Source organism: Rhizobium sp. PRIMUS64 (assembly GCF_023006465.1).
GTDB classification, from domain to species: domain Bacteria; phylum Pseudomonadota; class Alphaproteobacteria; order Rhizobiales; family Rhizobiaceae; genus Rhizobium; species Rhizobium leguminosarum.
The window spans coordinates 1-25254 of the sequence record NZ_JALBGX010000026.1 but is presented as its reverse complement, the minus strand read 5'-3'; the positions used below and the strand labels follow the sequence as shown (position 1 = coordinate 25254).

The 25254-nt window shown below is 61.4% G+C and carries 25 protein-coding genes and 1 pseudogene; 17 read left to right on the top strand and 9 right to left on the bottom strand.

Annotated features, from left to right (window positions below; all coding sequences use genetic code 11):
* Nucleotides 1-101: 101 nt before the first annotated feature.
* The 3 genes from MOV76_RS13305 to MOV76_RS13295 form a co-directional block, all read right to left on the bottom strand.
* A complete protein-coding gene (locus tag MOV76_RS13305) occupies nt 102-1124 on the bottom strand; it encodes an ABC transporter permease (RefSeq protein WP_018244445.1) in 1023 nt (340 codons plus the stop codon).
* Nucleotides 1108-2628 carry a sugar ABC transporter ATP-binding protein gene (locus MOV76_RS13300; protein WP_247264689.1) on the bottom strand — a complete coding sequence of 507 codons (1521 nt, stop codon included), beginning with the start codon at nt 2626-2628 and terminating at the stop codon, nt 1108-1110. Before MOV76_RS13300 ends, MOV76_RS13305 begins: the two co-directional genes overlap by 17 nt.
* 180 nt (nt 2629-2808) lie before the next feature.
* A complete protein-coding gene (locus tag MOV76_RS13295) occupies nt 2809-3795 on the bottom strand; it encodes a sugar ABC transporter substrate-binding protein (protein ID WP_028731722.1) in 987 nt (328 codons plus the stop codon).
* Nucleotides 3796-4129: 334 nt separating this feature from the next.
* Between MOV76_RS13295 and MOV76_RS13290 the strand changes: the two genes are divergently transcribed.
* Nucleotides 4130-5149, top strand: coding sequence for a LacI family DNA-binding transcriptional regulator (locus MOV76_RS13290; protein WP_130653471.1), 1020 nt, complete (start codon nt 4130-4132; stop codon nt 5147-5149).
* Between the two features lie 29 nt (nt 5150-5178).
* On the opposite strand, the gene MOV76_RS13285 is transcribed toward MOV76_RS13290, so the two are convergent.
* From MOV76_RS13285 to MOV76_RS13270, 4 genes are all read right to left on the bottom strand, one after another.
* Nucleotides 5179-5682, bottom strand: a complete 504-nt coding sequence (locus tag MOV76_RS13285; RefSeq protein WP_247264688.1) for a cupin domain-containing protein — start codon at nt 5680-5682, stop codon at nt 5179-5181.
* 118 nt (nt 5683-5800) lie between these two features.
* Nucleotides 5801-6169 carry a YraN family protein gene (locus tag MOV76_RS13280; protein WP_018447878.1) on the bottom strand — a complete coding sequence of 123 codons (369 nt, stop codon included), beginning with the start codon at nt 6167-6169 and terminating at the stop codon, nt 5801-5803.
* Nucleotides 6159-7076, bottom strand: coding sequence for a 16S rRNA (cytidine(1402)-2'-O)-methyltransferase (gene rsmI / locus MOV76_RS13275; protein ID WP_247264687.1), 918 nt, complete (start codon nt 7074-7076; stop codon nt 6159-6161). The genes MOV76_RS13280 and rsmI overlap by 11 nt, the downstream gene beginning before the upstream one ends.
* On the bottom strand, nt 7073-7243 hold the full coding sequence (locus MOV76_RS13270; RefSeq protein ID WP_165419720.1) for a hypothetical protein: 171 nt from the start codon (nt 7241-7243) through the stop codon (nt 7073-7075). The genes rsmI and MOV76_RS13270 overlap by 4 nt, the downstream gene beginning before the upstream one ends.
* 93 nt (nt 7244-7336) lie before the next feature.
* Here MOV76_RS13270 and dnaN point away from each other — a divergent pair, with 93 nt between their 5' ends.
* From dnaN to MOV76_RS13235, 7 genes are all read left to right on the top strand, one after another.
* Nucleotides 7337-8455: a DNA polymerase III subunit beta gene (dnaN, locus tag MOV76_RS13265; RefSeq protein WP_247264686.1), complete on the top strand. Its 1119-nt coding sequence runs from the start codon at nt 7337-7339 to the stop codon at nt 8453-8455.
* 54 nt (nt 8456-8509) lie between these two features.
* Nucleotides 8510-9421, top strand: coding sequence for a DUF72 domain-containing protein (locus MOV76_RS13260; RefSeq protein ID WP_065276939.1), 912 nt, complete (start codon nt 8510-8512; stop codon nt 9419-9421).
* Between the two features lie 95 nt (nt 9422-9516).
* Nucleotides 9517-10116: a phospholipid N-methyltransferase PmtA gene (pmtA, locus tag MOV76_RS13255; RefSeq protein ID WP_018244435.1), complete on the top strand. Its 600-nt coding sequence runs from the start codon at nt 9517-9519 to the stop codon at nt 10114-10116.
* Between the two features lies 1 nt (nt 10117).
* The gene (locus MOV76_RS13250) at nt 10118-10699 is read left to right on the top strand and encodes a histidine phosphatase family protein (RefSeq protein WP_247264685.1); all 582 of its coding nucleotides are present in this window, start codon (nt 10118-10120) and stop codon (nt 10697-10699) included.
* A gap of 6 nt (nt 10700-10705) precedes the next feature.
* Entirely contained in the window at nt 10706-11413 is a 708-nt protein-coding gene (pyrF, locus tag MOV76_RS13245; protein WP_247264684.1) for an orotidine-5'-phosphate decarboxylase, read from the top strand.
* A 28-nt stretch (nt 11414-11441) separates the two neighbouring features.
* Complete coding sequence (locus MOV76_RS13240) at nt 11442-11729, top strand: DUF1330 domain-containing protein (protein WP_003544731.1); 288 nt, start codon at nt 11442-11444, stop codon at nt 11727-11729.
* Nucleotides 11730-11841: 112 nt separating this feature from the next.
* Entirely contained in the window at nt 11842-12822 is a 981-nt protein-coding gene (locus tag MOV76_RS13235; RefSeq protein ID WP_028731730.1) for a complex I NDUFA9 subunit family protein, read from the top strand.
* A gap of 680 nt (nt 12823-13502) precedes the next feature.
* On the opposite strand, the gene MOV76_RS13230 is transcribed toward MOV76_RS13235, so the two are convergent.
* Nucleotides 13503-14300, bottom strand: a complete 798-nt coding sequence (locus MOV76_RS13230; protein WP_247264683.1) for an undecaprenyl-diphosphate phosphatase — start codon at nt 14298-14300, stop codon at nt 13503-13505.
* Between the two features lie 232 nt (nt 14301-14532).
* Here MOV76_RS13230 and MOV76_RS13225 point away from each other — a divergent pair, with 232 nt between their 5' ends.
* The 9 genes from MOV76_RS13225 (at nt 14533) to MOV76_RS13185 (ending at nt 24717) form a co-directional block, all read left to right on the top strand.
* The gene (locus tag MOV76_RS13225) at nt 14533-15225 is read left to right on the top strand and encodes a glutathione S-transferase family protein (RefSeq protein WP_003544722.1); all 693 of its coding nucleotides are present in this window, start codon (nt 14533-14535) and stop codon (nt 15223-15225) included.
* Between the two features lie 12 nt (nt 15226-15237).
* A complete protein-coding gene (gene queG / locus MOV76_RS13220) occupies nt 15238-16395 on the top strand; it encodes a tRNA epoxyqueuosine(34) reductase QueG (RefSeq protein ID WP_247264682.1) in 1158 nt (385 codons plus the stop codon).
* A complete protein-coding gene (locus MOV76_RS13215; protein ID WP_247264681.1) occupies nt 16395-17264 on the top strand; it encodes an SDR family oxidoreductase in 870 nt (289 codons plus the stop codon). Before queG ends, MOV76_RS13215 begins: the two co-directional genes overlap by 1 nt.
* Before the next feature lie 407 nt (nt 17265-17671).
* Nucleotides 17672-18034 (top strand): septal ring lytic transglycosylase RlpA family protein, encoded by a 363-nt coding sequence (locus tag MOV76_RS13210; RefSeq protein ID WP_018244428.1) that lies wholly within the window; start codon nt 17672-17674, stop codon nt 18032-18034.
* 131 nt (nt 18035-18165) lie between these two features.
* Nucleotides 18166-19455: an RsmB/NOP family class I SAM-dependent RNA methyltransferase gene (locus tag MOV76_RS13205; protein WP_247264680.1), complete on the top strand. Its 1290-nt coding sequence runs from the start codon at nt 18166-18168 to the stop codon at nt 19453-19455.
* A gap of 214 nt (nt 19456-19669) precedes the next feature.
* The gene (locus MOV76_RS13200) at nt 19670-20947 is read left to right on the top strand and encodes an imelysin family protein (RefSeq protein ID WP_247264679.1); all 1278 of its coding nucleotides are present in this window, start codon (nt 19670-19672) and stop codon (nt 20945-20947) included.
* A gap of 47 nt (nt 20948-20994) precedes the next feature.
* Nucleotides 20995-22533 (top strand): di-heme oxidoredictase family protein, encoded by a 1539-nt coding sequence (locus MOV76_RS13195; RefSeq protein WP_247264678.1) that lies wholly within the window; start codon nt 20995-20997, stop codon nt 22531-22533.
* Nucleotides 22533-23633: an imelysin family protein gene (locus tag MOV76_RS13190; protein WP_247264677.1), complete on the top strand. Its 1101-nt coding sequence runs from the start codon at nt 22533-22535 to the stop codon at nt 23631-23633. Before MOV76_RS13195 ends, MOV76_RS13190 begins: the two co-directional genes overlap by 1 nt.
* A 4-nt stretch (nt 23634-23637) precedes the next feature.
* Nucleotides 23638-24717 carry a DUF1513 domain-containing protein gene (locus MOV76_RS13185; RefSeq protein WP_247264676.1) on the top strand — a complete coding sequence of 360 codons (1080 nt, stop codon included), beginning with the start codon at nt 23638-23640 and terminating at the stop codon, nt 24715-24717.
* Nucleotides 24718-24813: 96 nt separating this feature from the next.
* Here MOV76_RS13185 and MOV76_RS13180 read toward each other — a convergent pair.
* A pseudogene (locus tag MOV76_RS13180) lies at nt 24814-25254 on the bottom strand (hypothetical protein); the annotation flags it as partial.

Genomic DNA, 25254 nt, shown 5'->3' with positions numbered 1-25254 from the left:
TCAAACGCAACGGCCAATCAAGGGCTTCGGCACTGGAGCATTTTTGTTTTTTGCGCAATTCCGGACACAAAACCGCTGCGCAGTTTTGCTGGAATTGCTTTTCACCGCGTTTCGAGTTTCCGCATCAACCGGCCGCGATAGCTATCGAGAATGACGGCGAGCACGATGACGGCGCCGATGACGATCGGCTTGATATTGTCGTCGGCGCCCAAGAGCTGCAATCCCGTCGACAGCACCTGCAGAATGCACGCGCCGACCAGAGTGCCGACAATCGAGCCTTTGCCGCCCGAAAGGCTGGTGCCGCCGATGATGACGGCGGCGATCGCATTCAACTCGTAGCCGATGCCCGCAACCGGGCTGCCGACATTGAGACGGAGCAGATAGACCATGGCCGCAATGCCGGCCGTCAGCCCTGAGATCGTGAAGACCGCAATCTTGTACCGTTTGGGCTCATGCCCCGACAGCCGGACAGCCTCTTCGTTGGTGCCGATCGCGAAGACGAAGCGCCCGAAGACGGTGTAGCGCAGCACGAACCAGCCGATCAAGACGACGACGATCGCAATCAGAAAGATCGACGGAAATATGCCCCAGAAGATCAGGTTGCCGAAATCGACGAAAGGCTGAGGCAGGCCGGTGATCGTCGAATTGTCGCTGACCACGCGCGCCAGGCCGCTCGCGACGTTCAGCATGCCAAGGGTGACGATAAAGGAAGGAAGCTTCCACTTCTCGCAAATCCACCCGTTGACGGCGCCAAGGATGGCACCCGTGCCCATCGACGCAAGACATGCGAGAACAATCGCCTGCCATGGCGAAAACGCCGGATTGATCATGATCGTCGCACCGATCACCGTGCAAAGGGCAAGCAGCGACCCGACCGAGAGATCGATGCCGCCAACGAGGATGACGAAGGTCATGCCCGCAGCAAGCACGGTGTTGATGGCAATCTGCACGAAGATCTTCAGGAAGTTCTCCGGCGTTGCGAAATAGGGCGCCGTCGCCGAGAAAAACGCCAGGATCAGAATGAGGGCAATGGCGACGCCCGCCTCCTTCAGCGAGATCCGGATAAGCTTGTCCCAGACGCTCACCTCTTTCGCCTCGGTCTGTTTTTCAATGTTGGCGGACACGACTGTACTCCTTGTAGGCGAGCGAAAGGATCCTGCTCTCGTCAAATTGTTCCCGAACTATTTCGCCCGATATCTTGCCGTCGGAGAATACGATGATGCGATGGCAAATGCCCATGAGCTCCGGCAGATCCGAAGAGACGACCAGAACGCCTTTTCCCTGAGCCGCAAACTTCCACAGAAGCTCATAAATCTCGGCCTTTGCACCGACGTCGATTCCACGGGTCGGCTCATCGAAAATCAGCACTTTGGGACCGCGGAACAGCCATTTTGCAATGACGACCTTTTGCTGGTTGCCGCCGGAAAACGTCCTGACGGCCTGATGGATGGACGGGGTCTTGATGCGCAGTTCGCGCACGAGGCGCTGCGAATGATCATCCTGCGCCCTTCGCATGATCAAGCCGTTGCGGGAGATCTTGGCGAGATCGGTTATGGTGGCATTTTCGGCGCAGCTCATATCGAGCATCAAGCCCTGCATCTTGCGGTCTTCGGTTGCCAGGCAGAGCCCGGCAGCAACGGCGTCCTTTGGCGAATGGATCTCAACCGGCTCGCCATTCACGCGAATTTCGCCGGCCGCTTTGGCATCGGCGCCGAATATGGCGCGAACCGCCTCCGTCCGACCACTGCCGACAAGCCCGGCAATGCCGACGATTTCCCCCTTCGCCACGGAAAATGACAGTTCCGGACTGTTTCGCGTCACCTTCAGGCCGGAAATGCCGAGCGCCTCGCCGGACACGGTGCTGTCGCTGCGAAAAATGCCATGATCCGAAAGCTTCCGCCCGACCATGAGTTCGACGATGTCAGGAATAGCAAGTCCGGACAGCGGACGCGTGATCACATGCTGGCCGTCGCGCAGCACCGTCACGTCGTCGCCGACGTCAAAGATCTCCTCCAGCCTGTGAGAGATGTAGAGCGTGGTCACGCCACGCCGCTTCAGGCGCTTGAGAATTTCAAAAAGGCGATCGACCTCCTTGGAGGTCAAGGTTGCTGTCGGTTCGTCGAGAACGAGAAGCTTGCTTTCGTAGCAAAGCGCCTTGGCGATCTCGACCAGTTGAAGCTGGGCAACGCTGAGGCGGCTCGCCAGTGTCGTCGGAGCCACGTCGAGGCCGACCTCTTCCAGGAGTTCCGCCGCTCTGCTGTTCATCGCCTGATAGTGCACCAGGCCATATCGGCGCGGCAGATGCTCGAACAGCAGGTTTTCTGCCACCGTGAGGTTGGAAAGCGGATGCAGCTCCTGGTGAATGACCCGGATGCCCGCCTTGAACGCCTCCAGCGGCGAGGCCGGATGGTATGGTTTGCCGTCAAACAGGATGTGACCGTCATCCGGCCTGAAGACACCGCCGAGCAGGTTGATCAGGGTCGACTTTCCAGCACCGTTCTCGCCCAGAAGAACGTGCCCCTTGCCGCGGCCGATCCGCATGGAGACATCCTTGAGCGCCACGACGCCCGGGAAGCGCTTGCCGATCCCTTCCAGCCTCAAAATCTCGTCATCTGTTGCGTCTGACACGTCGACCTCATGCACGCTCTGTTCGAACTCCACGCAGCACGCATCCCAGGGGCTCGGAAGCGAGCCTCACCTGAAGCGATCAACGCGTCAATCGGTTGCTAGCGGTGAGCGCCGGCCGCAGCCGGCGCTTCCCGTACACTGCCGCGCGTCTTTTCAGACACGCGATGCGGGCGATCTCGACTATTTGAGATCCGCTGCGGTGACCAGCTTGATGTCGGTCTTGACCCAGCCGGTGAATTTCTCGCCGGCAAGTTCACGCATGCCATACTGGATGCCGAGGACCGCCATCTGCGCACCATACTGTTCGACGGTGGCAAGCATCTTGCCATCCTTGATCAGCGGCTGCACCGGCGGAATGTTGTCGAAGCCGACAACCTTGATCTTGCCGCTTTGGCCGGTCGCATCGAGCGCCTTGACGACGCCGAGGGCCATCGAGTCGTTGGCTGCCATGACGCCCTGAATATCCTTATATTTCGTCAGGAAATTCGTCATGACGGTATTGGCTTCTTCCGTCTCCCAATGAGCCGTCTTGCTGTCGAGAAGCTCAAGCTTGCCCGTCTTGACGGAGTCCATGAAGCCTTCCTTGCGCTCCTTGGCATTGTCGGCCTCGGGGTTACCCTCGAGGATCACGACCTTGGCGCCGGGTCCCAGATCCTTGGCAAGCGCATCGCCCGCAAGCGTCGCCCCGCCCTTATTGTCAGGCCCGAAGAAAGCGAGATCGATACCGGCTTTCTTCTTCGCATCGGCATCGAGCGGCACGTCGATGTTGATGACCTTGACGCCAGCCTTGACCGCCTTTGCCAGAGGGGTTGCCATGGCCTTTGAATCGGCCGGCGCGACAACGATGATATCGTATTTCTGCGTGACGAAGTTTTCGACGGCATCGACCTGAGAAGCGAAATCACGCTCGTCCTTCATGCCGACGGCCTTGAAGTCGAACTTGTCCTTGTTCTCGGCCGCATATTTGTCGGCGCCGGCCTTCATCTGCTTGAAGAACTCATTGGACAAGGATTTCATGATCAGGCCGACCTTCGGCTTACCGGCCGCAAAGGCAGGCGACACGCCACAGGACAGCGCAAGCACCAAGGTGCCGGCAAGTCCGAGCTTCAATGCCGCACGGCGCGGCGCATTGATCAAGACGGATTCACGCTTCATAGAATTGGACATTTTTTCCTCCGAACGGCCCTGGGCTCAGCTCCACCTGAGTTGCCTGCGGCAATGAACCGTTTCCAACGACATCTGGGTAGCACGCCCCTAGAAATTGTCAAGCAGTGGAAATCAAGCCAAACGCCGGCTTAGACTCGTACACTTGGCCTGTATCGGTGTGCATGTGATGAACCGTTTCCATTGAGCGTTGGCCCACGCTCATGCTATGGAGACTGGCGGTCAATATTGAGATGCAGCCCTTTGACGAGGGCGGTAAAGACCATTAGCTGGAAGCTTCGATCAGGCGCCCTTCGGTGTCTTCCGAAGGCGCAGAGAAAGGGCCACTGTTTCCGTTATGTCAAAGGTCGGGATTCGAGAGGTTGCCAAGCTTGCGGGAGTTTCCACCGGGACCGTTTCGCGAATTTTGAATGATCATCCCTCGGTGACGAAGGAGTTGCGGGCGCGCGTCACAGCGATCATCAAAGACCTCGGCTATACGCCCGACCCGTCGGCGAGAAGCATGCGCGGCAAGGTCAGCCGCCTCATCGGCATCGTCATTCCGGATCTGACCAATCCCTTCTTCGCGGAACTTGTCCAATCGGCGGAACAAGCGGCGGCAAATCACGGCTATAATATCATCGTCATGACGTCGTTTGATCATGCGGCCAAGGAGGCTGACCGCATCAAACAGCTGACAAGCCGTAAGGTCGACGGCATCATGCTGGTTCCCAGCAATGATTTCCACACACTCAAGCTGCCGAAGGGATTGCCGATCGTCGTCGTCGACCGGCTTATGCCAGGGTATTCCGGCATTGCCGCCGATCACCGCAATGGCGTTCGTCTTGGCGTCGAGCATCTTTTGCAGCTCGGCCATCGCCGCATCGGCTTCATTTCGGGGCCCGGGCACTCCGTCCCCGCCAACGATCGACTCAGGGGCTATCTCGATGCAATCGAGCAGGCGAGGGAACAGGCAGACGGCAGACGAATGGCAGGACCACCGCTGATTGCCGAGGCGGCCTTCGACTACGAGAGCGGCCGTTCCGCGGGAAATTATCTTCTGGCCCGCGCGCGAAACGAGCGGCCGACGGCGATCTTTGCAAGTTCGGACCAGCAGGCAATCGGCTGCATGCGGGCAGCGCATGATCTGGGAATCCCGATACCTGCAGCCCTTTCGATCCTCGGCTTCGACGGTATCCCGCTCGCAAGCATGACAACGCCACGCCTGACGACAGTGAAGCAGCCGATTCAAGACATAGCCGCAGCGGCGGTGGCCGTTCTGTTAAACAAGCAAACCGCGCCCGAGCTCGACAATCCGATCCTATTCGCTTGCGAGATCTTGAAGGGCGAAACAACCGCTTCGCCTCAGCCTGATTAGCGCGTAACTCCCAAAATCGAAATCGATCTTCAGGCAGCGACGCCCTGGTTGCCGCCGTTGCGCAGCATGTTGCGGAGGCGGTAGGCGATCGCCAATGGCTTCGGGAAGGGTTTGCGCAGGAAGGCGACCTTGCGGACGTAATTGTCGACCCGCCAGCTCGCCCAGGTTCCACCGGCGAAAAAGGCGACGTCGCCGGCGCGCAAGGTGCGTTCGGTGCCATCCTCGGCAGTGATATGCACCTCGCCTTCGAGGATCATCACGGTCTCGTCCCAGCCGAAGCGCCAGCGGAATTCACCCGCCGTGCAATCCCAGATCGCCGTCAACGACGCTTCGTCATGGCCGCGCGAGTGTTCGGCGGTGCGCGCCTGCGGATTGCCGCTGACGATCCAGTCCGGATTGATCGGTGTCGGCTTCAATGGCAGCAGATCGCTCGCATGCGCGACGAAGGATTTCCCGGCCGGCTTCGCCACGGCATAAGGCGCGGAGCGCGCGGCCATGGCGACCGCACTTGCAAGCATCAGCTTCCAGGCCATGAAACAATCCCCAATTGTTATCCCTACCGAGATTTGGGGTAGCAGAGAGTCGTAAGAACCTCGTTCACGCGGGAACTAAAAGTTTAACGATTCGAAAACGGATTGGACCATAAAGGCGCTAAAACGCATCCAGAAAGTGCCGCGGCAGGCGGCCGGGCATGATCGCCACGATATCATAGCGCTGGGAAAGGCGAGCCTGATCCGCCTGGCGGGCGAGCCAGAGATCGCTTGCCGCCCGTATCCGCTTCTGCGCGGCGATAGAGACGGCATCGACCGCCGCGGCCTCGCCATGGCGGGCCTTGACCTCGACGAAGACGGCGAGATCGCCCTTGCGGGCAATAATATCGATCTCGCCGAGCCGGGTGCGGTGTCGCAGAGCCAGGATGCGATAGCCCTTCAGCATCAGGAAGGCGGCCGCGACATATTCCGACATGCGGCCCCGGCGCAGCGCCTTCCTCCTGATGGCGGTGAGATCATTATCGCCCATCGGCGTTCTTGATCTCCAGCAGGCGCTGGTAGAGCACCTTGCGCGGCAAGCCGGTGAGGCGGGCGGCCTCGGTGGCGGCGCTTGCCGTCGGCATTGATTTCGACAGGTCGGCCAGCATGGCTTCGACATCGGCCTCATCAGTCTCGACCGGCTCCGGCGGACCGATCACGAGGACGATCTCGCCCTTGACGTTTTCCACCTGCTGATAATGGGCCGCCAGCTCGGCAAGCGTGCCGCGACGGAACTCCTCATAGGTCTTGGTCAGCTCGCGGCAGACGGAGGCGGGCCGCGTGCCCCCGAGCACATCGGCGGCAGCCAGAAGCGTTGCACCGATCCGATGCGGTGATTCAAAGAAGATCAGCGTCGCGGGTGCCGCGGCTAATTCACTGAGACGGTCACGACGGGCCTTGTCCTTGGCCGGCAGGAAACCGGCGAAAAGGAAGGCATCGTTCGGCAGGCCGGAGCCGACAAGGGCTGCGAGCGGCGCAGAGGCGCCGGGAATGGGAATGACGCGGTAACCTGCCGCAATCGCCTGCTGCGCCAGCCGATAGCCGGGATCGGAGACAAGCGGCGTGCCGGCATCGGAGACCAGCGCCACCGAACGCCGGGCTTCGAGCGCCTGCAGCAACCTTGGACCGGCCTCGTCGGCATTGTGCTCGTGATAGGCGAAGGGACGGTTCTGGATGCCGTAGCGGTCGAGCAGCACGCGGGTGACGCGCGTATCTTCGCAGGCGAGCACATCGGCGCCGGCCAGCGTTTCCAGCGCCCGCAGCGTAATGTCGCCGAGATTGCCGATGGGGGTGGCGACCAGATAGAGCGCCGGCTCCAGCGGCCGCGCCGGCACCGTTGCATTGTGCAGGCGGAAGCTTCGCCGGGTGGCGGCGTCCGCTGTCGTTTCCTCATTCATGCCATTTGCTTTCGTCCCGCCGGCTCGTCGCCGGCATCGAAGCCTTTATGGGCGAGCGGCAGCGCTTCGGCAAGGGTTCGGATTTCTGTGAGCATTGCTCTGGAAAACCGCAAATGCAGGGGTGCCGGCGTCCATGCCTCTTGCAAAGCAATGCTGAAGTCTGCCATTTTGCCCGTCCACTCCCCCGGCCTCAAGCCGGGACAGCATTCTTCGGGTGCTCGACGCGCCCGGACAGTCACGGTCGAAAGCGGTAGCATCCCATGCGTATTACTATTGAGCGGTCAAACCTGTTGAAATCGCTGAACCACGTCCACCGCGTGGTCGAACGTCGCAACACGATCCCGATCCTGTCCAACGTACTGCTCAAGGCCGATGGCCAGAAGCTCGACATGAAGGCGACCGACCTCGACCTCGAGATCACCGAGGCGACGCCTGCAAGCGTCGAGCAGCCCGGCGCCACTACCGTTCCCGCCCATCTTCTCTACGATATCGTGCGCAAGCTCCCCGACGGCTCGGAAGTGCTGCTTGCCACCAGCACCGACGGCGGCGCGATGACCGTGCAGTCCGGCCGCTCGAAATTCTCGCTGCAGTGCCTGCTGGAGTCGGACTTCCCTGATCTCACAGCCGGTACCTTCACACATTCCTTCAAGCTGAAGGCGACCGATCTGAAGATGCTGATCGACCGCACGCAGTTCGCGATTTCGACGGAAGAGACGCGTTATTATCTCAACGGCATCTTCTTCCACACGATCGAGAGCAATGGCGAGCTGAAACTCAGGGCGGTTGCGACCGACGGCCACCGGCTGGCGCGCGCCGATGTCGATGCGCCCTCCGGCTCCGAGGGCATGCCCGGCATCATCATTCCGCGCAAGACGGTCGGCGAATTGCAGAAGCTGGTCGACAATCCCGAGACGACGGTGACCGTCGAGGTCTCCGACGCCAAGATCCGGTTGACGATCGGCTCGATCGTCATGACCTCGAAACTGATCGACGGCACCTTCCCCGATTATCAGCGCGTCATCCCCACAGGCAACGACAAGGAAATGCGCGTCGACTGCACGACCTTCGCACAGGCGGTCGACCGCGTCTCGACTATCTCCTCCGAGCGCGGACGCGCCGTGAAGCTGGCGCTTTCCGAGGGGCAGCTGATGCTGACCGTCAACAATCCCGATTCCGGCAGCGCGACTGAGGAAGTCGCCGTCGGCTACGACACGGATGCGATGGAAATCGGCTTCAACGCCAAATACCTGCTCGACATCACCGCCCAGCTTTCCGGCGAGGAAGCGATCTTCCTGCTTGCCGATGCCGGCTCGCCGACGCTGATCCGCGACACGGCGGGCGACGATGCGCTCTACGTGCTGATGCCGATGCGCGTCTGAGGGGAACGAAGGCGACCGCTTGCCGTTTTTCCTCCTGTCAAAACGGAGGATCCCATGACCAAAAAGACGGGAACGGTGCGCATCGGCATATCCGGCTGGACCTATGCGCCCTGGCGCGGCCAATTCTACCCGAAGGACCTGCCGCAGAAGCAGGAGCTTTCCTACGCCGCGCGCCACTTCCGGTCGATCGAGATCAACGGCACCTTCTACGGATTGCAGCGGCCCGAAAGCTTCGGCCGCTGGCGCGACGAGACGCCGGATGATTTCATCTTCGCGGTCAAGGGACCGCGCTTCATCACCCATATGCTGCGGCTGCAGAATATCGAGACGGCGCTCGCCAATTTCCTCGCCTCCGGCCTTCTGCGGCTTGGTCCCAAGCTCGGGCCGATCCTCTGGCAATTGCCGCCGAACATGGCCTTCGATCCATCCCTTTTCGAAAGCTTTTTGTCGCTGCTGCCGCATGACCGCGACGCGGCGATAGCGCTTGCGAAGCGTCACGACTGGCATATCAAGGGACCGGCCTGGCTTAAAAGCGACGGACACCAACCGATCCGCCATGCGCTCGAAATCCGCCACGAGAGCTTCCGCTCACCCATCTTCATCGACATGCTCAGGCGTCACAAGGTCGCTCTCGTCTGCGCCGATACGGTGAAATGGCCGCTGCTGATGGATATCACCGCCGATTTCGTCTATTGCCGCCTGCATGGCTCCGAAAAGCTCTATGTCAGCGGCTACGAGGACGAAGCACTCGACATATGGGCGCAACGCATCCGCGCCTGGGCCACGGGCGGAGAACCTGAGAACGCGACACGGGTACTGCCCCCCGTACCGGCGCGCACCAAGGGCCGCGACGTTTATCTCTACTTCGACAATACCGACGTGAAGCTGCGCGCGCCTGTCGACGCCGATCACCTGGCCGAAAGGCTGGCCGATCTCATGCCCGGTTCCGCGCCGAAAGCCGCATGAACTGTTGATGCCGATGTCCTTGTTGCGAAAATCCTTGTCCCTTAAGCGACAAGCGGCATATTAAGGCATTCGATCAACATGCGGATGGGTGGAGAATGAGCTTACGGGTCAAGGTGAAGGAACGGTTCGGGAAGAGGTTCGACGACGAGATCCGCTTCTTCCGAGGCATGATGCAGGGGCCGAAGACGGTAGGCTCGATCGTGCCGACCTCCTCGATCACGGCGAAGCGCATGGCAAGCGTCGTCGATATCCATTCCGGGCTGCCGGTGCTTGAACTCGGGCCGGGCACGGGCGCCATCACCAAGGCCATCCTCGGCCGCGGCGTTCGTCCGGAAAATCTCGTTGCGATCGAATATTCGACGGATTTCCACAAGCATCTGCTGCGGACCTATCCCGGCGTGCACTTCATCAACGGCGACGCTTTCGATCTTCAGACCACTCTTGGCAATTTCGGCGGTCTCACCTTCGATTCCGTCGTCTCGGGCATTCCGCTTCTGAATTTCCCGATGGCGAAGCGCATCTCGCTGCTCGAAAGCCTGCTCGATCGACTGCCGGCCGGCCGGCCGATGGTGCAGATTTCCTATGGGGCGATCTCGCCGATCGCCGCCAATCCCGACCGCTACCATATCCAGCATTTCGACTTCGTCATGCGCAACATTCCGCCGGCGCAGCTCTGGATCTACAAGCGCGGCTGAGATGTTCGGGATCTACATCACTCATCCGCAGGTCAGGATCGACGCCAACGTGCCTGTGCCAAAATGGGGGCTTTCCGATGTCGGCGCGGCACGTGCCCGCAAAGCGGCAGAGAGCGGCTGGGCCAGGCAGTTGCAGCGCATCGTCTCCAGCGACGAGACGAAGGCGATAGAAACGGCCGAAATCCTGGCGAAAGCTTCCGGCGTGACGATCGAAATCGTCCACGGCATGCATGAGAACGACCGCTCGGCCACCGGCTTCCTGCCGCCGCCGCAATTCGAAGAAGCCGCCGACTGGTTCTTCGCCCATCCGGAACAAAGCTTCAAGGGCTGGGAGCGGGCCGTCGACGCGCAGGCCCGCATCGTCGAGTCTGTTAACGCCGTTCTTGCCACGCATGATGCGACGGCGCCAATCGCCTTTGTCGGCCATGGCGGCGTCGGCACGCTGCTCAAATGCCATCTGGCGGGGAGCTCGATCGCGCGCGACCGTGACCAGCCGGGCGGTGGCGGCAATCTCTATGCTTTCGGTCTTGCGGATCGCCGCTTATCATGCGACTGGACACCCATCGAAGACTGGCAGGGGTGACTTCAGATGGACGCACGCGAGCGGTTGATCGTCGGCCTGGATGTTCCAACGATCGGCGAGGCGGAAAGACTGGTTTCCGCGCTCGGCGACGACATTCTCTTCTACAAGATCGGCTATCAGCTGGTCTTTGCCGGCGGCCTGGAATTCGCCCGCGAGCTTGCCGCCAGCGGCAAGAAGATCTTTCTCGACATGAAGCTGCTCGACATCGACAACACCGTTGCCTCCGGCGTCGAGAACATCGCCAAGATGGGCATGTCGATGCTGACGCTGCACGCCTATCCGAAAGCGATGAAGGCGGCGGTCGAGGCCGCGGCCGGTTCCGGCCTCTGCCTGCTCGGCGTGACCGTGCTGACCTCGATGGATGCCGATGACCTTGCCGAGGCGGGCTACAGCCAGGATCCGCACAGCCTGGTGCTGCGCCGGGCCGAACAGGCGCGCGCGGCCGGCATGGGCGGCGTGGTCTGCTCGGCGGAGGAAGCGACAGCGGTGCGCGAGATCGTCGGACCCGAGATGGCGATCGTCACCCCCGGCATTCGCCCTGATGGTAGCGACAAGGGCGACCAGAAGCGGGTGATGACACCTTTCGACGCGCTGAAGGCGGGAGCGACGCATCTCGTCGTCGGCCGGCCTGTCGTCAAGGCGCCGGATCCCCGAGATGCCGCCCGCGCCATCCTCAGCGAGATGGTGTCGGCGCTCTGGCCGGCAAACCGCTAATAGTTTCAACGACAAAAGGGAGAAGACCATGGCCAAGGGATATTGGATCGCCCGCGTCGACGTTCGCGATGCCGAGCGCTACAAGGATTATGTGGCGGCCGCCAAGCCGGCCTTCGAAAAGTATGGCGCGAATTTCCTGGCGCGCGGCGGCGCCTTCACCGAACTCGAGGGCAAGGCGCGCGTCCGCAACGTGGTGATCGAATTCCCGTCGATGCAGCATGCGGTCGACTGCTACAATTCGCCGGAATACCAGATCGCCGCGAAAATCCGCCAGGAAGTCGCGGATGCTGAAATGGTCGTCGTCGAAGGGGTCTAGAGCGGTCTCGCATCCCGCAAAACTGACGGTACGATAGGCCTTCCCGTCGCGCCGGGATTCGGCTAAGACGAAGCCAATCAAGCATTCCGCAAAGCCTTTCGAGGAGCCTGCCATGACCCTTGCAAACCTGCCGCCGCTCGTCACCGTGTTCGGAGGGTCCGGCTTCGTGGGCAGGCACGTGGTTCGGGCGCTGGCCAAGCGCGGCTATAACATCCGCGTCGCCGTGCGCCGTCCCGATCTCGCCGGCTTTCTGCAGCCGCTCGGCAATGTCGGCCAGATCTCCTTCGTCCAGGCGAACCTGCGCTACCGCAGCTCGATCGATCGCGCCGTCGACGGTGCGAGCCACGTCGTCAACTGCGTCGGCATTCTGCACGAAACCGGCCGCAACACTTTCGACGCCGTGCAGGAATTCGGCGGTCGTGCGATTGCTGAGGCGGCGCGCGGCGCAGGTGCGACACTGACGCATATTTCGGCGATCGGCGCCGACGCGAAATCCGATTCGGACTATGGCCGCACCAAGGGTCGCGCCGAAACGGCCATCCTCTCGGTCAAGCCCGATGCGGTGATCTTCCGTCCGTCGATCGTCTTCGGACCGGAGGACAGCTTCTTCAACAAGTTCGCCGAGATGGCGCGCATGTCGCCGATCCTGCCGCTGGTCGGCGGCGGCAAGACGAAATTCCAGCCTGTCTATGTCGAGGATGTCGCCGAGGCCGTCGCCCGCGCCGTCGACGGCAAGGTCGGCGGCGGCAAGGTCTATGAGCTTGGCGGGCCTGAGGTGCTGAGCTTCCGCGAATGTCTCGAGACGATGCTGAAGGTAACGTGCCGCAAGAACCCGCTGGTATCCCTGCCCTTCGGCATCGCTTCGATGATCGGCAGCATCGCTTCGCTGGTCCCCTTCATAACGCCGCCGATCACGCCGGACCAAGTGCGCCTGCTGAAGCGCGACAATGTCGTCTCCCCCGAAGCCGAGGCGGAAGGCCGCACGCTGAAGGGCCTCGGCATTGCGCCCACCATGGTGGCATCGGTGCTTGGCTCCTACCTGGTGCACTATCGTCCGCACGGCCAGTACACGGGTACCGGCAAGGCCGCCTGACCATCTTTTCCGAGGAACGATAACGCCGTCCGCCGATACCGCGGGCGGCGTTTTGGCGTTGGCGTGTCCCGCAAAGCCCGGCGCAAGTTTGAAGTGTTCTGGTGCTCGGCATACTCAGCGGCGTTGCATAAAAGACGCATCGGAATTTTTGTGGAATTAACGCCAAATTTAGCAGGAACGTTTATTGCTATTTGCCATTCCACTGACTACCAAACCCGCGCGTCTTCCAACGGACTCAACGCCTGCGGTCGCGTGCGGCAATCACTGTGAAAGGCATTTCTCGATGGGCAAGTCAATCGCGCTCCTGTTTGCGTGTGCGGCGCTGGTTATCCTTGCAGGCTCTTTCGTTGCGCCCGGTTCGGTCGCGGCGGTAAAGGGCGATTGCTCGCCGGCCTACGGCGTCGATCCTTGCTCGACGGCTTCGATTATCCATTGACGAAAGGCCGGCCCTGCGCCGGCATGCTGCTCCAAGCCAGCAGTCGACCGGAGCGCCTGAAACAGCGCGCTCCGCAATGAACGTTCAGTCTCGCCTGTATCAAAAACGGCGGCGGGCGCTTATCCCCTCAACATCGCCTATCTGAAATCGGCGCCCTGCCGGTAATCGAGTGTCTATTCGAGAAGTCCGGCGGGCATTTGCATTCGCGCCGGGAGTTGCGCGAATGCAATGCGGGACGGATGTCTCAGGCAATGAAACCGGTCGCGGCCATGCCGAGCAGCAAGGCACCGAGAATGATGCGGTAAATGGCAAACAGGGTAAACCGGTTGCTCCTGATATAGGCAAGCAGCCATTTAACGGCGATGAAGGCGACGACCGTGGAGACGACGAAGGCGATGCCGAGCGCCGTCCAGTCTTCGCCTGCCGCTCCACCATCCTTAAACGTCTTCAGCAATTCATAGCCGCTGGCGGCATACATTGTGGGTATGCCGACGAGAAAGGCGAATTCCGTCGCCGCGGCGCGGTTGCCGGTGCCCGCCAGCATGGCGACGAAGATCGTGGCGCCGGAGCGCGAGGTTCCCGGGAAGACGCCGGCGACGATCTGGGCGATGCCGACCAGGATGGCGACAAGCCAGGTGATCTCTTTATGGGGCGGCCTGCGGGCGGCGGCCCATTCGGCAAAAATCATCCAGATACCGCCGATGATGAGCGCCCAGGCAATCGGCGTCGCGGTCTCCGGCAGTTCAAAGCCGAGCTTCTTGACGACCAGTCCAAGAACGGCGGTGATGAGAAAGGCGACGATCAGCTTGGCGGCATAATCGCGGTTGGCAGGATCACGCCAGCCAAGCACCAGATCCAGCAGCCGACGCCAGTAAATGATGGTGACGGCGAGGATAGCGCCCGCCTGAATAACGATGTTGAACATATCCGACCGATGTCCGAGCCATTGCTCCGCAATGATCAGATGGCCGGTGCTCGAGATCGGCAGGAACTCGGTGATCCCCTCTATGACGCCGAGAATTGCAGCATTTATATAATCCATACATTGTCTCCGGTTTAAAGTTCGGTCGGGCCTGAGCGCTTGGGCCGATCAGGCTGCCGCTTCCATTCGTTCGTTAGACCGTGTTTCGCCATTATCAGGTGGCCTGAAAAATCCGATTCGCTTGTATTGGCGGGGCCAAGCTCCTATAGCTTCAACCAATGAGTCATGACTAGGGCGCTATAATTGAGCTGCCACACAGTCCTGTAACAGCAATCACAACGCCCGAGTATCGATGCCCACGCTTTATCATCATCCCATGTCATCCGCATCTCGCTTCGTCCGGCTGATCCTGGCGGAATACGGCTATCAGGCGGATCTGATCGAAGAGCAGACATGGGAGAAGCGCCGGGATTTCCTGGCGCTCAATCCGGCCGGCACGCTGCCGGTCTATGTCGACGACAGCATGCGCGCGCTCTGCGGCGCGAGCGTCATTTCCGAGTATCTAGACGAGACGCATGGCGTCTTGAAGCGCGACCGGCGGCTGCTCGCCGAAGATCCTTTCCAGCGGGCGGAAATCCGCCGGCTGACCGAATGGTTCATGCAGAAAATGGAAAACGACGTGACCAAGCCGCTCGCCCGCGAGCGTGTCTACAAGTTGCAGATGACCGCGGATCAAGGCGGTGGAGCGCCAGATTCCAAGGTTTTACGCACGGCGCGCGCGAATATCCGCCAGCATATGCGCTATCTCACCTGGCTCGCCGGTTCGCGTCAGTGGCTGGCGGGCGAGCGGATGAGTTATGCCGACCTTGCCGCCGCGGCCTCGATCTCCATCCTCGATTATCTCGGCGAGATCGAGTGGGCGGATTCGCCCGTCGTCAAGGACTGGTACCAGCGGCTGAAGTCACGTCCCTCCTTCCGGCCGATGCTGACCGAGCGCGTGCGCGGACTGACACCGGTTTCACACTATGCCGATCTGGATTTCTGACGAGGGCTCTTCATGCCCGAACCTGACAATGACGACAAAGGGCGCCGCCGCCGCGACAATTTGACCGAGTTCGTTCGGGCGGAATCTGCTGCCAAGGGCTTCGATCTCTGCCGCATCACGCGCCCGGACGCGATCCCGCAAGCCAAGGAGCGTCTCGGCCAGTTCATCGATGCCGGGCGCCACGGGACGATGGACTGGATGGCGGAGACTCGCGACCGGCGCGGCGATCCGCGCACACTCTGGAGCGACGTGCGCTCCGTCGTCGTCTTCGGCTTGAATTACGCACCGGAGGAAGATCCCCGCGGTATCCTCGACAAGCCTGATAAAGCGGCAATTTCCGTTTACGCCCGCAACCGCGATTACCACGACGTCATCAAGGGCCGGCTGAAGGAAATCGCCACGCGCTTTGCGGCACGGGCCGGCGCCGACGTGAAGGTCTTCGTCGATACGGCGCCTGTCATGGAAAAGCCCTTAGCGGCAGCGGCGGGGCTCGGCTGGCAGGGCAAACATACCAATCTCGTCAGCCGCACGCACGGTTCCTGGCTGTTTCTCGGCACGATGTTCACCACCGCCGATCTTGCCATCGACGCGCCGGAGAGCGATCATTGCGGCTCCTGCCGCGCCTGTCTCGACATCTGTCCGACGGCTGCCTTTCCGGCGCCTTACCAGATCGACGCGCGGCGCTGCATCTCCTACCTCACCATTGAGCACAAGGGACCGATCGACGCCGATTTGCGAGTGCTGATCGGCAATCGAATCTATGGCTGCGACGACTGTCTTGCCGCCTGTCCCTGGAACAAGTTCGCAAGCTCCGCCTCCGAGATGAAGCTGCAGGCGCGGGAAGATCTGAAGGAGCCGTCGATCGCCTTTCTGCTGACGCTTGACGATGCCGCCTTCCGTACCTTTTTCAGCGGCTCGCCGGTGAAGCGGATCGGCCGCGACCGCTTCGTCCGCAACGTCCTGATCGCCGCCGGCAATTCCGGCGACAAGGTGCTCATCGGGCCATGTTGCGCGCTTTCGGACGATCCCTCGCCCGTAGTGCGCGGCATGGCGGTCTGGGCGCTTTCACGGCTGATGGAGGCTGGCGAATTCTCGGTCTTTGCCGCACAAAGGACGGATGAGAAAGATGACGACGTCCTGAACGAATGGCGATTGGCGGGAGTGGGCTGATGCATGTGATGATCTTTGGCTGCGGTTATTCCGGCACAGCGATCGCCAAGGCCTTTGCCGGCAACGGCGTGCGTGTTTCCGGCACCACGCGTTCGCCAGACAAGATGGACGTGCTCCGCCAGAATGGCATCGAAGCATTCCTTTTCGACGGCGAGAGCATGGACGAGGGGCTGCGCCGGGCGTTGACTGGTGTAACGCATCTCGCGCAGTCGATCGCGCCTGGAAAGGCCGACCCGCTGCTGCGGCTGCTTGACAAGGACGGCGCAAGCCTGCTGCCGAAGCTTGAATGGATCGGTTATCTCTCCACCGTCGGCGTCTATGGCGATCACAAGGGAGCCTGGGTGAGTGAGGAAACGCCGTGCCTGCCCATTTCCGGGCGGTCGAAGGAGCGGCTCGAGGCAGAAGAGGGCTGGCTGGCGATGGGCCAGGAGCGCGGTGTGCCGGCGGCGGTGCTCCGCCTTTCCGGGATCTATGGGCCGGGCCGCAACGCCTTCTGCAATCTGGCGAAGGGCACGGCGCGACGGCTGATCAAGAAGGACCAGGTGTTCAACCGCATTCGCGTCGAAGATATCGGTGCCGCGACCCACTTCCTGTCGGAGCGCGGCCTCGGCGGCATCTATAATGTCACTGACGACCGGCCCGGCCCGCCGCAGGATGTGATCGTCGAGGCAGCCCGCCTGATGGGCGTCGAACCGCCGCCCGAGCAAGCGTTTGAGACCGCCGAACTGACGCCGATGGCACGCTCCTTCTACGGCGAGAACAAACGCATCTCGAATGCGAAACTGAAGGCCACCGGCTTCGAATTCTCCTTCCCGAACTATCCGATGTCGCTTGCGCAATTGTGGCAGGACGGGCGCTGGCGTGGTTAGAATGCAGTCCTGTTTGCGACGGGATGTACTCACCCAAAATGAGTAGGAAATTCCTACTTTGCCGCTTTGGCCGGACAATTTTCGCCGCATCTTATGGTTAACGGCCTTTAAATTTGCCCAAATGTGGCAACAAATATGGCGAAATCGGAAAAATATTTTCGCGATTTTCGTGAACGCCAGGCCGTTAACTATCCCTTCGGAAAATTCGTTCGGATTTTAGCTGATTTTATTAGGTTTTTTCCACATTTGGGGGCGGCATGGATTCCTGAGATTCCATCAACGCACTCACGAATGTTACAGATTGTAATATTCCGTGAACACATCCGGCACTTTTTCGCCACTTTTTCGCAGATTTAAGCCCCGCCGCCTGCAAGGGCGTGAGTTCAATAGTTGAGGGATACTCTGTTTTGAAGAAAATACGTCGTTCTATTATCGTCGCCGCAACTATTGCCGCCTGTTCTTCCATGCTTCCGGCGGAAGGTTTTGCTGCAAATGGCTGTGGCGGTGCTTCATGGTACGCACTTCGCTCCAAAACTGCTTCCGGGGAACGTATGAACCCTGCCATCTTGACTGCCGCACATCGTTCGCTTGCTTTCGGCACCAAGGTGAAGGTCACCAACCGCAATAATGGCCGCACTGTCGTCGTTCGTATCAACGATCGTGGTCCGTTCATCCGTGGTCGTGTGATCGACCTGTCGCGCGCCGCCGCGCAGAATATCGGCATGGTGAGCTCCGGCACTGCGAAGGTTTGCTACCAAGTCATCAGCTGAGGCGCCGGAAGCGGCGCTTGCTCTTGCCGTCAATCGCGGTTACCACCCGGTTGAGACTTGTGAACAATCCACTGCGTGACTATCGCGTTTGCGCTGGTCGTTCACACGCCACGGCAACAGGAGACATGTGAATGCGTCTGGGCGGCCGCCTCGAAGGGGCGATTTCTGTGCTCGCGGACATCGATGCCCGCAAGCGGCCCGTCGCCGACGCGCTGAAGGACTGGGGCCTCGCGCACCGCTTCGCCGGTTCCGGCGATCGTGCTGCTATCGGCAACATCGTCTATGACGCACTGCGCATGCGGCTTTCCCATGCCTGGCTGATGGATGACGATAGTGCCGCGGCGATTGCCCATGCCGTCATGTTCCGCCAATGGGGTTTCACCCCGGACAGTCTTGCCACTGAGCTGGCGGATGACAAGTTTGCGCCGACGCCGCTTTCAGCCGACGCCGCCTCGGCCATTCAAAGCCGCTCCCTCGACGATGCGCCGCCGCATATCCGCGGCGATATTCCCGAATGGGTCCAACCCTCCTTCGAACAGGCCTTCGGTGCCGGCTGGCTCGCCGAGGCACAGGCACTCGCCGCCCGCCCGACGCTCGATCTGCGCGCCAACCTGCTCAAGGCCTCCCGCGACAAGGTCGTCAAGGCGCTCGAAAGAGCCAACGCGCATGCAGCGAAGATCGCCCGCCACGGCATCCGGATTGCCGCCGGCGAAGGCGCCTCGCGACTTCCCAACGTGACAGCCGAGCTTTCGTTCCAAAAGGGCTGGTTCGAAGTTCAGGACGAGGGATCGCAGATCGTCGCCGACCTGGTGCTCGCCCATGATGGCGAACAGGTTCTCGACTATTGCGCCGGCGGGGGCGGCAAGACGCTCGCCATGGCGGCGGCCATGCAGAACAAGGGACAGGTTCACGCCTATGACGCCGACCGCAAACGGCTGGCGCCGATCATAGAGCGGCTGAAGCGGGCAGGCACGCGCAATGTCCAGGTGCATGACGACGCCAGGGCGCTCTCCGCCCTTGCCGAACTCTGCGACAAGGTGCTGGTCGATGCGCCCTGCACCGGCACCGGCACATGGCGCCGCCGCCCCGATACGAAGTGGCGGCTGACGGCCAAGAACCTCGACGAACGCACGGCCCAGCAGCAGGACGCGCTGGCGCAGGCGAGCAGCTTCGTCAAATCAGGCGGCGAACTGATCTACGTCACCTGCTCGGTCCTGCCCCAGGAGAACGAGGAACAGGCGCGCCGCTTCACGGCCGCCAATCCTGATTTTCAGATCGTCAGCGCCCTGCCTGCCTGGGATCAGCTCTTTGGAAAGGACGCCCCGCGTCCGCATTCTTCCGACGGCCTGACGGTGACGCTGACGCCCGCCTCCACCGACACGGACGGCTTCTTCTTTTGCCGTATGCAGCGGAAGGGCTGACGCGGCTTAGCGGAGGCCTGCAACGGATGGCGATGCCGCGGCGAAATGGCACGGTTGCTGCCGATTTTTCAAGCAGATGCCGTTCAAAAATGACCGGTTGGCCGCGCCTGTCCATTCTTAAAATCATTCCAAACTAGAGTGTTTGACACCAGTTTGCTTTTGGGCGAAGAGACGGAGCCCGATTAGACGGAAAATCCCGTCACAGGAGAGGATCATGAAGCTCAACCGCAAATTCCGCGCAGCCGTGCTGGCGATCGCCCCCGCCGCCCTGCTCGCCCTTCCCGCGCATGCCGAGACCGATGCTGCCGCCGTAGTGAAACACTATGCCGATCTGGCGCATGCGAAATACGAAGACTCGCTGACGACAGCCAAGGCGCTCGACGCCGCCATCGACGCCTTCCTGAAGGCGCCGACCGACGCGACGCTCAAGGCCGCCAGGGACACCTGGATCAAGGCACGTGTTCCCTACCAGCAGACGGAAGTCTATCGCTTCGGCAATCCGATCGTTGACGACTGGGAAGGTAAGGTCAACGCATGGCCTCTCGATGAAGGCCTGATTGACTATGTCGATGCCTCTTACGGCACCGAGAGCGACGAAAACTCTCTCTATGTGGCAAATGTCATCGCCAACAAGACGATCAAGATCGACGGCAAGGATGTCGACGCCTCCAAGCTGACGCCGGAATTCCTCTCCGGCACGCTGGCCGAGGCCGGCGGCATCGAAGCCAATGTCGCGACCGGCTATCATGCCATCGAATTCCTGCTCTGGGGTCAGGATCGGAACGGCACGGGGCCTGGCGCCGGCGACCGTCCGGCAACGGATTACGATCTCAAGAATTGCACGCACGGCAATTGCGATCGTCGCGCCGAATATCTGAAATCCGCCTCCACCCTGCTCGTTTCCGACCTGCAGGAAATGACCGACAACTGGACGCCGGACGGTGCTGCGACGAAGAACGTCGAAGCCGATCCGAAGGCCGGTCTCGTCGCGATCCTGACAGGCATGGGTTCGCTTTCCTACGGCGAGCTTGCCGGCGAGCGCATGAAGCTCGGCCTGTTGCTGCACGATCCCGAGGAAGAGCATGATTGCTTCTCGGACAATACCTACAACTCGCATCTCAACGACGCGATCGGCATCGCCGCCGCCTATACCGGCAACTATACCCGCGTCGACGGCACCAAGCTCAGCGGCCCGTCGCTGCACGATCTGGTGGCCGCCAAGGACAAGGCGCTCGATGCCGAAGTGGAAGGCAAGCTCAACAAGACGCTCGATGCGATGAACGCCATGGCTAAGCGCGGCGAGACGGTCGAGAAGTACGACCAGATGATCGCCGAGGGCAACAAGGAAGGCAATGCCGTCGTCCAGGCCGCCATCGACGGGCTGATCGACCAGACGAAATCGGTGCAGCGCGTTATTGCCGCACTCGATCTCGGCACGGTTCAGCTTGAAGGTTCCGACAGCTTGGATAATCCTAACGCCGTCTTCAAATAAGCAAAAAGGCGGGCCGCTTCGAAAGCCGAGGCGGCCCGGACCCTGAAATGTCGCATGCCCCGGCCCGCCGATTGATCGCCAGCGCAGTGCTCTGCGCCACGCTTGCCGGTTTTTCCGTCAGCATCGCCGCCGGTTTCGATCTGCCGACGAAACGCAGCGACCTTTCCGCGGACGATCTGAAACGTGTCGCCGAGGTCACCCGGCCAACGGCAAATTTTTCCAAGGCAGAACAATACGAAGCGATGCAGGCAGGGGCGACGACCTCGATCGACCCCGTCACCGAGGACAGCTTCTCGCATATTTCGGCCAACATCCCCTTCGACGAAGAGCAGAATTTCAAGCTCGGCAACGCGCTCTTCCGCAAGCTCTGGGTTTCCGCTCCCTCCTCGACGCAAGCCTCCGATGGTCTCGGGCCGCTCTTCAACGCCCGCTCCTGCATGAGCTGCCATGTCAATGACGGCCGCGGCAAACCGCCGGAGGGAGGCCCGAGCGCCACCTCGATGTTGCTGCGGCTTTCCCGCGCGGCCCGGACGCCGGCGGAAGAAAAGGCGATCGCGAGTGCTGATGTCGTCAACTTTCCCGATCCGGCCTACGGCCATCAGCTGCAGGACCTCGCCGTTCCCGGCCTTGCTGCCGAAGGAAAGATGGCGATCAGCTACTACGAAGAGAGGGTGACGCTCGGCGACGGCGAGACCGTGTCGCTGCGCCGGCCGAGCTATGCGGTTGTCAATCCCGCTTATGGACCGCTCGATCCCGCGACGACGATTTCGCCGCGTGTCGCCTCGGCGATGATCGGCCTCGGACTGATCGAGGCCATTCCCGAAGCCGATATCCTCGCCCATGCCGATCCGGACGATACCGATGGCGACGGCATTTCGGGGAAGGCGGCGATCGTGCGCGACCATCGCAGCGGCAAGATCGCGCTCGGACGATTCGGCTGGAAGGCACAGAACGCCACGGTGCGCGACCAGAGTGCGGATGCCTTCGCCAATGATATCGGCATCTCGACGCCCGACCAGCCGAAGGCGCAGGGCGACTGCACCAGGGCAGAAGAAAAATGCCTTGATATGCCGACCGGCGTGCAGAAACGGCTGGGCGCGCAAGAAGCGCCGGGTCCCATTCTCGACCTCGTCACCTTCTATTCTGAAAATCTCGCGGTTCCCTCGCGCCGCAAGGCAAGCTTCCCCGAGACGCTGAGGGGCAAGCGGATCTTCTACGAAACCGGCTGCATTTCCTGCCATGTGCCGAAATTCGTCACCCGCCGGGATACGCCGGACAAGGCACAATCCTTCCAGCTGATCTGGCCCTATTCCGACTTTCTCCTGCACGATATGGGCGACGGTCTTGCCGACGGGCAACAGGTTGGCCTTGCAAGCGGACGTGAATGGCGCACGCCGCCGCTATGGGGTATAGGACTGACCCGGACTGTCAGCGGACACAGCTTTTTCCTGCATGACGGCCGTGCGCGGAGCCTCACCGAGGCGATTCTCTGGCATGGCGGCGAAGCTGAAAAGGCCCGCAACGCTTTCTCCTCCCTGTCGACCGACGACAGGGCGGCCCTGATTACATTCCTGGAGTCACTTTGATGCGCCTTTGGCACCCCCTGCTCTGCCTTCCTCTGATCGGCCTCGCGACATCAGCGGCCGCCCAGACGGCCACTCCCCCGGCAGGGCTGAACGAGGATGCCGTTCCCGCCGTCATGCAGCGCGCCGTCGACGAGGTGATCCGTCCCGGCTATCGCAACATGCAGCAATCGTCCGCCCGGCTGACGACGGCGATGAAGGATCTTTGCGCCGACGGCACGCAGCAGACGCTCGACAAAGCGAAGTCCACCTTCGACGACACGATCCGCTATTGGTCGATCATCGAGATCGTCCAGACCGGGCCTGTTATCCAGGACAATCTCTTCGAGCACATCCTGTTTTATCCCGACCGCAAGGGCGTCGGCCTCAAGCAGGTGCAGGCGCTGATCGCCAAGGCCGATCCGAAGGATGCGACCGTTGATGCGATCGCCGGCAAGAGTGTTGCGTTGCAGGGCCTGACGGCGCTGGAATACGTGCTTTACGGCAATGGCTCCGACGATCTCGTCGGACAGAAGGGCAGTTTCCGCTGCCTTTACGGCCAGGCGGTCGCCGGCAATATCCAGCGTGAGGCCGGCGAAGTCGTCGCCGCCTGGGAAAAGCCCGATGGCGTGCAGGCGAGCTGGAAACATCCAGGCCCGCAGAGCAACGATTTCATGGACAATAAGGAAGCGGTGACGGCGCTGCTCGGCATTCTCGTCCATGGTGCCGAGAATGTCCGCGACCAGCGCCTGGAACAGTTCTACAAGGGCAAGGACACCGCGCCACGGCCGCGCATGGCGATCTACTGGCGCTCCAAAAATACCTGGAAATCGATGGCCGCCAATCTGGAGGGCCTACGCACGCTCTGGCAGAAGGCCGGCATGGCCGAGCTGTTGCCGCCGGACAAGCAGCCGGTTGCCGCCTCGATCGATGAGGACTTCAAATCGCTGCTCGACAGCGTGCCGAAGCTCAATCCCGACATCGATGTCGCCACAAGCGATGCGGAGAAGGCCAAGCTCGATACGCTGCTTGCCGATAGCCGCGACCTGATCACCCGGATCAGCGACGAATATGGCGCGGCCATCGGCCTTTCAGCCGGCTTTTCCTTTTCGGACGGAGACTGAGACGATGATGCCAAGTGCCGCGATCGACCGACGCAACTTCGTCAAGGCGGCCGGCCTTGGCTTCCTTTCGGCCTTGGCGCCGAGGTCGCTGATGGCGCTGGAGCGGGCCGATGCGGTCTATGCATCGGGTATTCGTGCAGCCGACGGCTCCTTTGCCATTGCGACCGTGACCGAGCGTGGCGAGATCGTCGATCAAGTGGCGCTTCCCGCCCGCGCTCACGGCATGGCCTTCAGCGCCAGCACCGGCAAGACTGTCGCCTTCGCGCGCCGGCCCGGCACCTATGCGATGATCTTCGATCCCTGGAACAAAAGCGAGCCTGTTGTCATCAACTCCAGGGAGGACCGGCATTTTTACGGCCACGGCGCCTTCTCTCCTGATGGTCGTTTGCTCTACGCCAGCGAGAACGACTTCGACGGTAATCGCGGCATGATCGGCCTCTACGACGCCACCGACCGCTTCGCCCGCATCGGCGAATTCGAGACCTACGGCATCGGTCCGCACGACATAACCGTTTCCGAGGACGGACGCCTTCTCATCGTCGCCAATGGCGGCATCGAGACGCATCCGGATTTCGGCCGCACCAAGCTCAATCTCGGCGAGATGCAGCCATCGCTGGCGCTGATCGATGCGGCAACCGGGGCGCTGGTCGAAAAACATGTGCTGCCGGCGGAATGGGCAGAACTCTCCACCCGCCACGTCGATCTCGACGGCGAGGGCCGCATCTGGTTCGCCTGCCAGTATGAAGGCCACCGCAAGGATTTGCCGCCGCTCGTCGGCCATTTCGCCAAGGGTGAAGATCTCTCCTTCATCGACCTGCCGGAGGAGACGACGCGCCGGCTTGCCAATTACGTCGGGGCGATCGCCGTCAATCGCAGCGAAGGTCTCGTCGGCATCACCTCACCGAAGGGCGGCGCCTCGGTGACCCTTGACGCAAAGTCGGGCAAGGTGCTGGCCGAGACCGTCGTTCCCGATGCGGCGGGCATCGCGCCGGCAAGAGGCGGCTTTGCCGTTTCCTCCTATGATGGCGATTTCCTGTCGACCCGCAGCGACGTCGCCTGGGATCAGCACATCGTGCGGATTTAGAGCGGTTCAGCTTTTAACGGAAGCGCAGAACCGCTCTATCCTTTTGTTTTTACGCAATTCCGGACGAAACAGCTTCACACTTTTCCTGGAATTGCTCTAGGTGGCGCGGGAATAGGCTTTCTGCTCGGCGCTGACGCTCGATGCCGCCGCCCTTGCCGCCTCGTGCAGCCATTCGTTTCCCCGCACCGCCAAGTCCTTCAAGATCGCTGCAACCGTCGCCGCATCGTCGGAATGGCAATTGGCGATCTCGAAGCCCATCAGTTCCAGCATCGTCGGCGAAAGCAAGATCTCGGGATGCCGGTCGATTTCAATCTTGCAGCTGTTCGGCGAGAGCCGGCGCACGAGGATGCGGTCGGAGATCCGGTAGTGAGGATCGGCTGAGCGCGCCCGTCCATTGGCGATCTCGTCCGCATGGATCGCCACGTCCTGCGGCCTGTGGCGAAGCGACCAGACGGACGGCAGCAGCGCCTTCGCCTCGCGCAGCACCGGCCCACCCTGCCATTCGGCATAGGCGACGAAACGCGGCCGGCCGAGGCT

Bases quoted from the DNA above. Each gene is read 5' to 3' on its own strand.
- MOV76_RS13295 (WP_028731722.1), bottom strand. From the start codon at position 3,795: ATGTCCAATTCTATGAAGCGTGAATCCGTCTTGATCAATGCGCCGCGC.
- MOV76_RS13290 (WP_130653471.1), top strand. From the start codon at position 4,130: ATGTCAAAGGTCGGGATTCGAGAGGTTGCCAAGCTTGCGGGAGTTTCC.
- MOV76_RS13285 (WP_247264688.1), bottom strand. From the start codon at position 5,682: ATGGCCTGGAAGCTGATGCTTGCAAGTGCGGTCGCCATGGCCGCGCGC.
- MOV76_RS13280 (WP_018447878.1), bottom strand. From the start codon at position 6,169: ATGGGCGATAATGATCTCACCGCCATCAGGAGGAAGGCGCTGCGCCGG.
- rsmI (WP_247264687.1), bottom strand. From the start codon at position 7,076: ATGAATGAGGAAACGACAGCGGACGCCGCCACCCGGCGAAGCTTCCGC.
- MOV76_RS13270 (WP_165419720.1), bottom strand. From the start codon at position 7,243: ATGGCAGACTTCAGCATTGCTTTGCAAGAGGCATGGACGCCGGCACCC.
- dnaN (WP_247264686.1), top strand. From the start codon at position 7,337: ATGCGTATTACTATTGAGCGGTCAAACCTGTTGAAATCGCTGAACCAC.
- MOV76_RS13260 (WP_065276939.1), top strand. From the start codon at position 8,510: ATGACCAAAAAGACGGGAACGGTGCGCATCGGCATATCCGGCTGGACC.
- pmtA (WP_018244435.1), top strand. From the start codon at position 9,517: ATGAGCTTACGGGTCAAGGTGAAGGAACGGTTCGGGAAGAGGTTCGAC.
- MOV76_RS13250 (WP_247264685.1), top strand. From the start codon at position 10,118: ATGTTCGGGATCTACATCACTCATCCGCAGGTCAGGATCGACGCCAAC.
- pyrF (WP_247264684.1), top strand. From the start codon at position 10,706: ATGGACGCACGCGAGCGGTTGATCGTCGGCCTGGATGTTCCAACGATC.
- MOV76_RS13240 (WP_003544731.1), top strand. From the start codon at position 11,442: ATGGCCAAGGGATATTGGATCGCCCGCGTCGACGTTCGCGATGCCGAG.
- MOV76_RS13235 (WP_028731730.1), top strand. From the start codon at position 11,842: ATGACCCTTGCAAACCTGCCGCCGCTCGTCACCGTGTTCGGAGGGTCC.
- MOV76_RS13230 (WP_247264683.1), bottom strand. From the start codon at position 14,300: ATGGATTATATAAATGCTGCAATTCTCGGCGTCATAGAGGGGATCACC.
- MOV76_RS13225 (WP_003544722.1), top strand. From the start codon at position 14,533: ATGCCCACGCTTTATCATCATCCCATGTCATCCGCATCTCGCTTCGTC.
- queG (WP_247264682.1), top strand. From the start codon at position 15,238: ATGCCCGAACCTGACAATGACGACAAAGGGCGCCGCCGCCGCGACAAT.
- MOV76_RS13215 (WP_247264681.1), top strand. From the start codon at position 16,395: ATGCATGTGATGATCTTTGGCTGCGGTTATTCCGGCACAGCGATCGCC.
- MOV76_RS13205 (WP_247264680.1), top strand. From the start codon at position 18,166: ATGCGTCTGGGCGGCCGCCTCGAAGGGGCGATTTCTGTGCTCGCGGAC.
- MOV76_RS13200 (WP_247264679.1), top strand. From the start codon at position 19,670: ATGAAGCTCAACCGCAAATTCCGCGCAGCCGTGCTGGCGATCGCCCCC.
- MOV76_RS13195 (WP_247264678.1), top strand. From the start codon at position 20,995: ATGTCGCATGCCCCGGCCCGCCGATTGATCGCCAGCGCAGTGCTCTGC.
- MOV76_RS13190 (WP_247264677.1), top strand. From the start codon at position 22,533: ATGCGCCTTTGGCACCCCCTGCTCTGCCTTCCTCTGATCGGCCTCGCG.
- MOV76_RS13185 (WP_247264676.1), top strand. From the start codon at position 23,638: ATGATGCCAAGTGCCGCGATCGACCGACGCAACTTCGTCAAGGCGGCC.